Source organism: Rhizobium sp. 9140 (assembly GCF_900067135.1).
Taxonomy (GTDB): Bacteria; Pseudomonadota; Alphaproteobacteria; order Rhizobiales; family Rhizobiaceae; genus Ferranicluibacter.
On record NZ_FJUR01000002.1, the window covers coordinates 450,902 to 463,461 of the forward strand.

Sequence of the window (12,560 nt, forward strand, 5' to 3'; positions counted from 1 at the left end):
CGCATTTTCATTTCTGATCGTTTCGGAACACTGCAGGCTGACGCCTTGGCAGTCTGTTCATCCCATGGAGTATGACCAATGGCCAACCTGACCTCAAAGGATACGAATGGCAACGGCGAATGGGGTGCCGTCATCAAGGACGCCCTCATTCCGCTTCACTCCATCGTCCTGCCGGACGGCAAGGTGCTCGCATTCGGCACGGACGGCGTTGCCGGAGACTACGACGCGCGCTTCGTCTACTCCATCTACGATCCGGTCACGGGTGTGCTCAAGGTTCTGCCCAATACCACGGGCACCAACATCTTCTGCTCGCAGATGTCGATCGACCCGAACACGGGCAACGTCATCATCATGGGCGGCGACAACCACAATACCGGTGAAGCCGGCGGCACCTGGACCGGGCGGCACGATGTCGTGATGTTCGACTACACCACCCAGTCGATCCGCAACATCTCGCAGGAAGACTCGAGCTTCGCCCTGCATCAGGCCCGCTGGTACGGCACCACGGTGACGCTGAGCAACGGCGAGATCCTGATGGTCGGCGGCCGTGACGAGAACTCCAACGGCTCGACCTTTGCCGAGATCTACAACAGCGAAACGGGCATGCGGCAGCTATCAGGCACCTACATGGGCGACATGAAGGACGGCGAGGGAACGCTGACCGGCACCTATTACTATCCGCACGCCTGGCAGGTCACCGATGGTTCGGTCATCATTATCGAGGCGGGCGGCACCAGCAATTCCGGCCACGACGTCTACCGCATGGACGTGCACGGCGAAGGCTCCATGCAGAAGATCGGCAAGCTGCCTTTCGACACCCGCAATCTCACCGGCTCCATGATGTACGAGACCGACAAGGTCATCGTCGCCTCGAGCACGGGCCAGGTCTGGAAGGCCGACCTGTCGCAGCCGACGATCAAGTGGGAGCTCGCCTTCTCGATCAACAATGAAAACGGCGGCGGTCTCGTCGCCCGCACCAACGGCACCTTCATCATGATGCCGGATGGCAAGGTCGCCATGGTCGGCGGCTCATCCAGCGCCGGCCTGCTGGCCGACAATCTGGGTAGCGCACAGCACTCCGTGCTCTTCTGGGATCCCGCTACGGGCACCGTCACCTATTCCGAGAAGCAGGATCTCGCCCGGATGTATCATTCGAGCGCGCTTCTCCTACCCGACGGCACGATCTACTCCGGCGGCAGCGGTTCGCCGGGTCCGGAAGAGAATGCCAATTTCCAGATTCTCAACCCGTCCTACCTGTTCGACGCAAACGGCAATCCGACCAGCGACCGGCCGTCGATCGTTTCCGCGCCGACCAACATCGATACCGACAGCGTCATCCGCATCACCGTGGACGACACGTCCGACATCGACAAGATCACCTTCATCAAGTCCGGCGCCAACACGCATGCGCGCAATGCCGACGTGCGGTTCGTGGAGCTTGAACACAAGATCATCGACGGCAACACGGTTGAGATCACGATCCCGAAGGCCAACGTCGCCATCCCCGGCACGTGGATGATGTTCGTCGTGGACAAGAACGGCGTCCCCTCCGTCGCCAAGATGGTCGGCGTCGACATGGTCGATCTCCAGCAGACCGACAATCTTCAGGGCGGCGGCGCGACCATCTATGCGATCGACAACGAGCAGATCGACGGCGCCTTCGCACTGGCCGTCAGCGCGCGCTTCGACGATCTGGCCGGTGGCAAGAACCAGAAGATCTTCGACCTCGGCAACGGCCCCGATGCGCAGAACATCTGGCTGGGCCAGGTCCGCGATACCAGCGACATCGAGTTCGTCATCAAGCAGGGTGGCGAGACCTACCGTGTGGTCGCGACCAACGCGATCGTCGAGGGTGAAACCGCGACATGGCGCGTCGGTGTCGATCCGAACGGCGTCATGCGCATCATCAAGAATTCCGACGTCCTGAAGGAAGGTCAGGGGGTCGTTCCCGCCGACGTCGATCGCGCGCACTACCTCATCGGCGAATCCAGCGTGTCCGGCGATGCCCATTTCGTCGGCCTGATCCGCGACCTGAAGATCGCGAACTACGGCAATTTCGCCGACCTCGATCCGTCCGCGCCAAGCAGCCCCTGCGCCACGACCGGCGAAGCCGTCTGCCTCTGCGGCCTGCTCGTGCCGGATGTGGACGACACCGCCGGAAACGACGCACCGAAGGTGTTTACGAAATACTCGACCGTTGCCGGAGACGTGACCGAACTGAAGAACGGCACGCCCGGCGAGAACAAAACCGAACTGACCACGAGCGGCATCATCGCCTTTGCGGATGCCGACGCGGAAGCCCACACCGCGAGTATCACGCCGAAAGGCGCGGACTATCTCGGCCAGTTGACAATCGGCAATCCGACGACCGGCGTCGGCGTGAAGACCGGCTCGATCACCTGGACCTACAAAGTCAATGACGCCGCTCTCGACAAGCTCACGGAAGGACAGGAGGTCGTGCAGATCTATGACGTCGCCATCAACGATGGCCATGGCGGTATCACCGTGCAGACGATCTCCGTCACGCTGCGCGGCTCGGACGATCCGGGCTTCCCGACGGACAGCCAGGTTACCGTGGTCTCCCGCCTTGCAACGACAAAGGCGGACGATAGCGTTGTCTTCGGCGACAACGTCCGTCTGCTCACAGGCGGCGACTTCGGCGGCGGCTCGAACCGGCTGGAGGCCGGCAACTTCTTCGAGTTGAAAGCTGGCAATCTCGATTTCAGCAACAGTCTGCATTCCGCCTCCGTGTCCACCGGCATGGGCGCCCGCCTGAATGGCGGTGACATTCTCATGGGCAAGGGCGGCATCAAGAACACGGTCGTCCTCGGTGACGAAACGACCTTCAGCCTCATCCGCGCCGATGGCTCGGGCGCCGGCACGGTCAATACGGTGACGATCGGCGACCGGTCGAAGTCGGATGCCGCCATCGACATGGACGGCGCCGGCACGGCTGCGAATTTCGCCGCGATGAAGATCAAGCTTGGCGATGGCGTCAGCATCGGCGGCGGCATCGATGCAGATGGCGCCTATTCCACCAAGACGTTCGACTTCGGATCCGGCGTGACCGTGGGCGGCGCGATGACGCTGAACGGCGCGCAGAACGTCAATACGATCAAAGCCGGCGACAACTTCACCCTGCGCGGTGCACTGACCGGCAGCACGACCGGCGTCGATACGGTCACGCTCGGCAAGAACTGGAACATCGACGGCCGCGTCAATCTGGGCGGTGGCGATGACCGGCTGAGCCTCGGCCTCTCCACGGTCGATACGACGCCGACCACGTTCGACGGCGGCGCTGGCAAGGACGCACTATCCCTCAGCATCGACGCCAGCGATCTCGCCAGCTTCGAAGCGGCGGCAAAGGCGGCGGGCTGGGTCGCGCTCGGCAATGACGCCTGGACGCCCCGCGGCAACCTCACCTGGCGGGGCATGACCTTCACCAATTTCGAAAGTGCCGAACTGAAGGTCGCAGGCCGCAACGACGCGCCTGAGGTGGTTGCCTCCGGCACCACGAAGACCGGTGCGGTCAGCGAGCTTTCCGACGGAAAGATCGGCGAAAACAGCACCATCCTGAAGACCAACGGTACGATCGAGTTCACCGACAGGAACCTCGGCGACACACACAGCGTGACGATCACGCCGCGCGACGGCGGATATCTCGGGACCATCGACTACAAGCAGCCGACCTCGGCGCAGTTCGGCCTTCTGCCGTGGGTTTATTCCGTCAACAGCGGCGCGCTGGACTGGCTGGCAGAGGGACAGGTGCGCACGCAGTTCTATGATGTCCGGATCACCGACAGCAAGGGTGCCAGCACGACAGAGACCGTTACCGTAACGATCACCGGTTCCAACGACGCGCCCGTCATCACCGCCGCGACATCAACGCTCTCCGGCGCGGTTGCCGAGCTGGCAGACGGCGCGCCGCAGGAGAACCAGGCGACCCATACGGCGACCGGTGCGATCAGCGTTGCCGATGCGGATATCACCGACAAGCAGGCGGTGAGCTACGTTGCCAGCGGTGCGAACTATCTCGGCACGTTCAGCCTTGGCACCGTCTCGGGTGGCAAGCTTGGCTGGACGTTCCAGGTGGGAGACGCAGCGATCGACCGGCTGGATGCCGATGAGGTGCTGACGCAATCCTATCAGGTGACCGTGGATGACGGCCATGGCGGCAAGGCGACGGAAACCGTCTCCGTCACCATTCGCGGTGCCCATGACGATGTCAGTGTCAACGTCGCACCGGTCGTCGATGTCGCAAGCTCGACGCTGGTCGGAACCATTGCGGAGCCGACGGGACAGGCGGGTTCCGATCCGAGCGTCAGCGGCTCTCTCGCCTTTGCGGATGCTGACGCTGCCGGCAGCGTGCCGACCGTCACGGCGACCGCTCGCGGCGCAAACTATCTGGGCGAACTCCTTCTCGGCACGGCATCCGCCAATGAGGTCGGCTGGACCTTCTCCGTTCCCTCGCACACTGTCGATTTCCTCGGCGCAGGCGAAACGCGCGTTCAGGTCTATGACGTCACCATCGACGACGGCCGGGGCGGCCGGACGACGCAACCGGTCAGCGTCACGATGACCGGGACCAACGATGCGCCGGTCATTCACACGAGCGCATCCGTGTTCTCGGGCGGGATCACGGAACTGGTGGATGGCTTGGCCGGGGAGAACCGGACGAGCCTGACGACACCCGGTTCGATCGCCTTCTCCGACGCAGACCTCAGCGACAGCCACACCGCGACGTTTACGGCAAAGGCCGCCGACTATCTCGGCGCCTTCACCCTCACCCGGGCCGAGAACGGCAGGATAGGTTGGACGTTCTCTGCCGAAGACAGCGCTCTCGACAAGCTCAAGGCAGGAGAGGTTCTCACCCAGTCCTACGACATCATCGTCGATGACGGCCATGGCGGTCGGACGACCCGAACCGCGGTGGTGACGATCACCGGCGCGAGCGACGCCGAAGCAGGCCCGACGATCGTCTCCGCTCTCCAGGTCGGGGCCGGCGCGGACGCCATTGTTTTCGGCGACAACACCACCCTGAACCAGGGCGGCAGTTTCGGCGCGGGCGCCAACAGCCTGACGGCAGGCGACAACTTCGTACTCAAGGCCGGTACGCTCAACTTCGATGCGAGCACCGGACCGGCGAGCCTGACGCTTGGAAAGAACGCCAACCTCAACGGCGGCGACATCCTGATGAGCGAGGACAGGGCCGCAAACTCGGTCGCCGTGGGCGACGGATCGAAGATCAGCTACGTCCTCATGAACGGCGGCGGCGCCGATGCGTCGCAGACGCTGACGCTCGGTCAGAAGGTGACGACGGATTACGCGATCGTCATGAACGGCAGCGGCACCGCCGCGGACGCGATGGAACTCGCGGTCACGATCGGCAACGGCTCCCTGGTCGGCGGCGCTCTCACTGCGAACGGCAACAATGCGGCGAAGCGGGTGACGCTCGGTGATGCCGTCACGATCGACGGCGCGCTCTCCCTCCAGGGCACGAACAACACGACGACGGTGAAGATCGGCGACGACCTGACTCTGAAGGGTAACTTCAACGGCGCGGGCTCGGGCGTGGAAACCGTCGAGATCGGCCGGAACTGGCAGATCGATGGTCAGGTCGATCTGGGTGGCGGCAACGACACGCTGCGGATCGGCACCACGACCCGCGACGGCGCGGGCATCATCTCCGGCGGCGCCGGCACGGACAGCCTCGACATCGTCATGACGGACGACCTGCGCGCTTCGTTCGAAAGCGCGGCATCCGCCGCAAACTGGGTTCGCAAGGCGGACGGGTCCTGGGATCCGCAGGGCCGTGCGCTGAGCTGGCAGGGCAACACCTATACGAGCTTCGAAGCCGTGAAGACGACGTTTGTGGCTGGCACGTCGGCGGTCGCCGTGAAGACGGCGATCGATAGCCTGCAGGCGACGGCCGGCGCCGACGCCTTCATTCTGGGCTCGGACGTTACCCTACAGAACGGCACCTATTTTGCCGGCGGCGCCAACAGCCTGACGGCCGGTGACAACTTTACCCTGAAGGCCGGCACACTCAACTTCGATGGCAGTTCGGGCGCCTCCAACCTGACGCTCGGCAAGAACGCCAACCTCAACGGCGGCGATATCTTGATGAGCAATGCGGGCGCTGCCAATGCGGTGACCGTCGGCGATGGCTCGAAGATCAGCTACGTCCTGATGAACGGCGGCGGCGCCAAGGCATCGCAGATGCTGACGCTGGGCGAGAAGGTCACGACCGACTATGCCATGGTCATCGACGGCAGCGGCACGGCGGCGGATGTGATGGAAATCGACGTCAGGATTGGCAACGGGTCGTCCATTGGAGGCGTTTTCTACGCCAACGGCAGCAATGCCACGAAGACCGTGACGCTCGGAAACAACGTCACGATCGACGGCGCCATGTCTCTTCAGGGCATCAACAACACCACGACGGTGAAGATCGGTGACGATCTGACGCTGAAAGGCGCTTTCATCGGCGCGGGCTCGGGGTCCGAAATCGTCGAAATCGGCAAGAACTGGCAGATCGACGGCGCCGTCAATCTCGGCGCTGGTAACGACAAGCTGCGGATCGGCAGCACCGACCGCGACAGCGCAGGCACCATCGCCGGTGGCGCGGGCACAGACAGCATCGAGCTGGTCCTTGCCAGCACCGCCGAGAAGACCGCTTTCGCAGCAGTTGCCAAGGCAGCGGGCTGGCAGATGCTCGATGATGGAAGCTGGAACACGCTCGGCCGCGCCGTCACCTGGCATGGCGTGACCTACACAACCTTCGAGACGGCGAAGGCCTCCATCGAGCCGGTGGCCGTCATCGCTGTTGCGGCAGGGGACGGGCATATCCAGGGCCTCGCCGCCTCTGCCATGTCGACAGGCATGGCAAAGGCCGTCACACTCGACACCGCGACATTCTACGGCACCGACGGCGACGACTTCATCCTCGGCAATGCCGGCGACAACATCCTCGAATCCCGTGGCGGGAACGATACGGTCGATGGCGCACAGGGCTATGATGTGCTCCGTCTTTCAGGCAATGCCGCCGACTACAGCTTCGTCAAGGAAGCGGATGGCAGCATTCTCATGACCAGCGCTCACGACGGCCATGACGTCCTGCACAATGTCGAAGCCGTCTGGTTCCACGACTCCGCACAGCCGACGGCAATCGACCATCTGACGAACTGATGGCCTGACGATAGGCTACCGGGCGATGACGACGCCCGGTAGAGATGGACGCGGTTCGCCCCCATCGGGGATTCCGGTGGTTTCCCCTTTACTGCGTCTGCGGGGTTCCTTCCCGCTTTCCGTACCGACGATTTCGGCGAGGAGGCCCGAGGTCGCAGCAAGACGCGTAATGGCGGCAAAGCGCGTGACCACGGCTTCCAGTTCTTCACTGGTCGCCATCGTCAGCTGGCGACGGGTCAGGAGAACGTCGTCGATGGGAATGAGGCCGGCATGGTACTGGTCCACCTTGGCCGCATAGGATGTGCGCAGCGCTTTGATCTTGCGCCGCGAAAGGTCTGCCTGTTTCGTTGCGGACTGAACCTCGATCCAGTCGACGCGCAACTGCGTCTCGGCCTTCCGGTCTTCCGAAAGCGCCCGATGCATTGCCGCATTGGCAAGTTCGTCGGCCTCCCGCACATCGGCCGTGGTCGTGAGATCCACCAGAGGCACGGTCAGTTGCAGCCCGACGCTCCACCCGTCCGTATTGCGGCTGGTGCGCGTGGTCCTGGAGGTCTTGTAGTCCGTCTTCAGGTCGAGACGCGGAAAGTAGCGGCCCTTGGCCACCTTGCGCCCGTTTTCCGCCGCATCGAAACGGTGCCAGTTGGCTTTCAGCCCCGAATTGCGCGAATGGGTCAAATCGACAAGCGCATCGAGGCCTCGCCGCGGCACGGCTTCGAGGTTGGGAAGCTTGAAGCCGCCGGGTGCAGCCTGCCGTAGCTGGGAGGACAGGATGGCCCTGGACTTCGCCGCCGAACTGCTGGTGATCACCAGCGTGCGGGCGACATCGCTCAGTTCCGCTTCCAATTCCGCAGCATCGCCTTCGGTCGCCCGTCCGGCATCGACGCGACCGCGCACGGCCTTCCGCAAGGTGCCAAGATCGCGCAGATTGTCCTCCAGCACCTTGGCCTGCCGGGTCGCAAGGTTCAGGTCGATTGCGGCGTTGATGGTTTCCAGCGCCACGCTTTCCGTGACGCTGCGCAGTTCGGCAGCCGCGGCCAGTGCCCGGCTCTCCGCACTTCGCTTCGTATAGAGACGTTGCCCGCCATCCAGCAGCGGCAGGGCGATGGAGATGCCGGCATTCATGCCGGGATCGTTCACGGACAATGACGAGTCGCGGTCCCCACCGACCCAGGCATTGCCGGAGACGGTCGGAAGAAACGCCGCGCTGGCGCGGCTGACACCCGCCTGCGCGGCCCGCTTTTCCGCCGAAAGGCTGCGCACGAGGTCGCTCTCCTCGATCGCCACGGAGACGGCATCCATGAGATCCGCAGAAACGCTGCCGATGCCTTCCCGAAGGAGCAGCGATGGTTCATTCGCGATATCGCGCGCCGCCTGCGGGCGGCGGATGGGCAAAGAGGCAGAGCCCATCTGGTCCATCATCGTCAGCCGCAGGTCGAGGCCGGACGGCGTTCCTCCCGTCTGAAGAGGATCGATCGTCATCAGCCGCAGACCTCTATCGCCTGCCGGGCGAAGGTCTTCGGCAAGACTGGTGCCGGCCATGAGACAGGTGCAGGCGAGAGCAAGCCAGGAGCGCGCCATGATCATGGCTCCCGGAAACTGCGGGAGAGACTGTCGATAAACGGCGCCATGACATAATCGGCAAAGGTCCGGCTCTCGCCCTCGATATAGACCTGCGCCGTCATGCCGGGACCGAGAAGCGCCTGCTCGGCAGGTGCGGCCTGTTTCAAAAGGAGATCGACCTCGAAATAATGCTGCCCGGTCTTTTCATCCGCCGTCGTGTCCGCCGCAACCCGCGTCACGCGTGCGTCGATATCGTCGAAGATCCGCGCGTTCAGCGCAGCGATCTTCACGCGCGCGGTCTGGCCGGTGCGCACATGGGTAATGTCATGCGGCGCGATGCGTGCTTTGACCGCGAAATCGCTGCCGGACGGCACGACTTCCGCCAGCACTTCGCCGGGAGCGATCACGGCGCCGATCGTCGTATGCTTGGAATGAACGACCGTGCCGGTGACGGGCGCGCGCAGGTCCGACGAGCGAACCGCAGCCTCTGCCGCCTGCATCTGTCCGGAAATCTGTCGCATTTCCGCCAGCACCTCCGTCAGCTTCATCGAGGTCTCGCGCTGGTCGGTCAGTTTCGCCTGACGAATTCGCGAGTCGATCTCGCCGGCATCGTCGGAAAGCGCCTCATGCTCGGCCTTCAGGTTGGCGAGTTCGGACGTGCGGGCCAGCAACTGGTCTTCCGTATCCCAGAGAACCTTGCGGGCGATATGTCCCCTGTTGACGGCCGGTTGCAGCGCGTCTGCCTGACGCTTCAGAGAAGCAAGCTGGGCTTCCATGACACCCAGCCGCTCCTCGACGCCCTGACGGCGGCGGTTCAGCGCATCCTTGCGTGCAAGCATCGCGTCGATCTCCGCATCCGCGGCACCGCGGCCGCGCTCGAACTGGCGTTGCTGTTCGGCGAGAAGCGGATCGGCCTCGCCCGTCGCGCCGGTTTGAAGATCATCGATCGATGCCGGCATCGTGTCGAAGCCCTGGCGCATATCCATCAGGCCGAAATCTTCCGTCAATGTCCGACCTGCGTTCGCCGCGACGGCATTCTCCGCTTCCAGCCTGCGCCGCATGGCATCGAGGATGGCGAAACGGGCTTTGAAGCGGATAAGATCTGCCTGATCGTTGACCGGATCGAGCCGCAGCACGGACGCACCTGCCTGCACCACCTCGCCGTCACGGGCCGCTATATCAGTGACCACGCCGCCGGTGCGGTGCTGCAGCACCTTGTTGCGACCGTTGGAGACGAGCACGCCTTCGGCAACGACGGCAGAACCGATGGGGAAGAGCAGCGACCAGAGAACGAAGACAGCGGCGCCGGCAAGCAGGCCGCGGCTCGATAGAGAGAGAATGTCGCGCGTCTCGGTCTTCACGCCGTCTGCCCAGCTGCCCTGCATGTCGTCGGGCACCTTCGCGGCAGCGACGGCGACGGGTGTCTCGGGGCGGAACATCCCCGACCACAGCCCATCGTCGGACGGTGCCGGGATGGGGCTGCTGCTGCCATTGGCGGGGAGCACGTTCACAGGGCGGCTGTTTGTCATCCTGGGTCAAGCCACCTGTGTCTGGTCGTGCCGGGAAGCAGCCTGCACAGCAGGCTGCTCGGCGACGAGGGTCAGCGGCTGGAGCGTGCCGTCCGCAATCGTGAATGCGCGATCAACCACCCGAAGGATGGAGGTGCGGTGCGCCGCGATGACAACCGCTGCCTTGCGGTGGCGCGCCTCGGCGACCGCAACCAGAAGTGCGCGTTCGCCTTTCTGGTCGAGGCTGGCATTGGGCTCGTCGAGCACGAGAATTTTCGGATCGCCGTAGAGGGCTCGCGCCAGCGCGATCCGTTGCTTCTGTCCGGTGGACAAAAGGAAGGACCGGTTGCCGACCATCGTCCGGTAGCCCTCGGGCAGGCCGACGATCAGCTCATGCACGCTTGCGCCCTTGGCAGCCGCGATGATCTTGTCCTCGGTCGCATCCGGATCGAACCGGGCGATATTGGCGGCGATCGTGCCGGGGAAGAACTCGATATCCTGCGAGACATAGCCGATCGTGCGGCCCCACTGGGCAGACGGCCAGATATCCTGCGCGATATCATCGACCGAGACAGCGCCGCCCGTCGGAGCGACAGCGCCGACCATGATCTGGATCAGCGTCGATTTGCCCGCACCGGTCGCACCGGTGATCAGCACGACTTCGCCCGGCATGACCTGGAGATTGACATCCTTGAGCAGGTGACGGTCCGGCTTGTTCGGATCGGGCGCGAAGCTCACGCCGTGAAGGGCGAGGCGGCCCTCCGGCGCAGGCAGCGTCATGCGCGCCTGGATCGACTTGTCGGGGCCGATCATCTCCTCGATATCGCGGATGGAGGCTGCCCCGCGCGAGATCTGCTCCCAGCCGCCGATGACCTGATCGATCGGCGCAAACGCCTTGCCGGAGATCATCGAGGACATAAAGATCATGCCAGCCGACATTTCGTTGCTGAGCACGAGGAACGCGCCCCAGCCCATCATCAGCACCTGCAGCATCTGGCGGAAGGCCTTGCTGATCGCCTGATAGCGCGCGGAGGTGGCGCCGGCCGCCTCGCTTTCCTTGAGGCCGAGCGCCGTCTTGCGTCCCCAGATGGTCAGAAACGTCGAGAGCATGCCATGGGCGCGCAGGTCCTCGATGCGGTTGAAGGCGCTCTGGGCGAAGCTGATGGCGTCATTCTCCGCCTGCCGGCTGCGCTCCCGCTCTTTTTCAGTGGCGGCCATATTGAGCCAGGAAAGGGCTGCGAGAACGAGGATGCCGATGACGGTCAGGAGGCCGAGGCTCCAGTGGAGCACCGTCATGATCAGCACGTAGAGCGGAATGAACGGCACGTCGAACAGAGAGGCGAAGGTGCGTCCGCCGATAAAAGCACGGGCGGAGGAGAAATCCCGCAGCATCTTGCCGGCTTTCGGTCCGGCCTTCTGGTCTGCCGCGAGCCGCGCGAAAAGTTTCGGCGCCACTGTGACCGTATATTTCGCCGCAGCACGGACAGCGAGATGGCCGCGCACTGCATCGGCCAGCCCCCAGACCACCAGCGCGACGAGAACGATCAGGGTGAGGTAGACCAGCGTCCCGATCGACCGCGAGCCGAGCACGCGATCATAGACCTGCAGCATATGAATGGAGGGTGCGATGACCAGAAGGTTCGCGATGATGGAATAGACGAATATGCCGCGCATATGGGTCGCCGTTATCCCAGCCAATGTCCGTAACGGTGCCAACATGGTACGCAGCCCTCTTTCGGCGACCCTAAATCAGCTATGGTTAATTTTCATTGAAGTCATCAACGGCGCGGATGGCGAGGTCGTATCGAACGGACGGATCGTTGAACCGGAGCAGCTCTGCTCCCGTACCTCTCCGGCAACGGCCCGTCCATGCTATCTCAAGGGCCAAAGGTTTTCGGAGTGCGGTTCATGGTCGAGAAAGTCACCGTCTGGTTCGATAGCGGCTGCCCGCTTTGCCAGCGTGAAATCGCGCTGATGCGGCGTCTCGACAGGCGTGGTGCGATCCGGTTCATCGATGCCTGCGACCCCTCGTCCGCCTGCCCGATCGACAGGGGCGATATCCTCGCGCGCTTCCACGCCGAAGAGAGGGGGCGGCTTATCACGGGCGCTGCCGCCTTCGCCGCGATGTGGCGCGCCATTCCTTTGTTGCGCCCGCTCGGCATCCTTGCCGGATGGGCGCCGGCAACGCCGCTTTTCGACACCGCCTATCGTGGTTTCCTGCGGGTGCGTCCGCGTCTGCAGCGCCTGTTTCGATGAAGCGTCGTCAGACCGTTGCCCTTGCGCGCGGCCGCGTTAGATCGTGGG

The 12,560-nt window shown here is 63.8% G+C and carries 5 protein-coding genes; 2 read left to right on the forward strand and 3 right to left on the reverse strand.

The features are described 5' to 3' along the window. Positions 1 to 78: 78 nt before the first annotated feature. Positions 79 to 7,188 carry a VCBS domain-containing protein gene (locus GA0004734_RS19445; RefSeq protein WP_092937112.1) on the forward strand — a complete coding sequence of 2,370 codons (7,110 nt, stop codon included), beginning with the start codon at positions 79 to 81 and terminating at the stop codon, positions 7,186 to 7,188. 15 nt (positions 7,189 to 7,203) lie between these two features. Here GA0004734_RS19445 and GA0004734_RS19450 read toward each other — a convergent pair whose 3' ends face one another. The 3 genes from GA0004734_RS19450 to GA0004734_RS19460 are packed head-to-tail and all read right to left on the reverse strand — an operon-like array spanning position 7,204 to position 11,930. After that, complete coding sequence (locus GA0004734_RS19450; RefSeq protein ID WP_175386561.1) at positions 7,204 to 8,766, reverse strand: TolC family protein; 1,563 nt, start codon at positions 8,764 to 8,766, stop codon at positions 7,204 to 7,206. A 2-nt stretch (positions 8,767 to 8,768) separates the two neighbouring features. Next, complete coding sequence (locus GA0004734_RS19455; protein ID WP_092937116.1) at positions 8,769 to 10,277, reverse strand: HlyD family type I secretion periplasmic adaptor subunit; 1,509 nt, start codon at positions 10,275 to 10,277, stop codon at positions 8,769 to 8,771. Between the two features lie 6 nt (positions 10,278 to 10,283). Next, positions 10,284 to 11,930: a type I secretion system permease/ATPase gene (locus GA0004734_RS19460; RefSeq protein WP_175386563.1), complete on the reverse strand. Its 1,647-nt coding sequence runs from the start codon at positions 11,928 to 11,930 to the stop codon at positions 10,284 to 10,286. Positions 11,931 to 12,164: 234 nt separating this feature from the next. Here GA0004734_RS19460 and GA0004734_RS19465 point away from each other — a divergent pair, with 234 nt between their 5' ends. Further along, entirely contained in the window at positions 12,165 to 12,512 is a 348-nt protein-coding gene (locus GA0004734_RS19465) for a thiol-disulfide oxidoreductase DCC family protein (RefSeq protein WP_092937120.1), read from the forward strand. Positions 12,513 to 12,560 lie beyond the last annotated feature (48 nt).

What these genes read in the sequence shown, in the direction of transcription:
- GA0004734_RS19445 (WP_092937112.1), top strand. Translation starts at nt 79, where the DNA reads ATGGCCAACCTGACCTCAAAGGATACGAATGGCAACGGCGAATGGGGT.
- GA0004734_RS19450 (WP_175386561.1), bottom strand. Translation starts at nt 8,766, where the DNA reads ATGGCGCGCTCCTGGCTTGCTCTCGCCTGCACCTGTCTCATGGCCGGC.
- GA0004734_RS19455 (WP_092937116.1), bottom strand. Translation starts at nt 10,277, where the DNA reads ATGACAAACAGCCGCCCTGTGAACGTGCTCCCCGCCAATGGCAGCAGC.
- GA0004734_RS19460 (WP_175386563.1), bottom strand. Translation starts at nt 11,930, where the DNA reads ATGCGCGGCATATTCGTCTATTCCATCATCGCGAACCTTCTGGTCATC.
- GA0004734_RS19465 (WP_092937120.1), top strand. Translation starts at nt 12,165, where the DNA reads ATGGTCGAGAAAGTCACCGTCTGGTTCGATAGCGGCTGCCCGCTTTGC.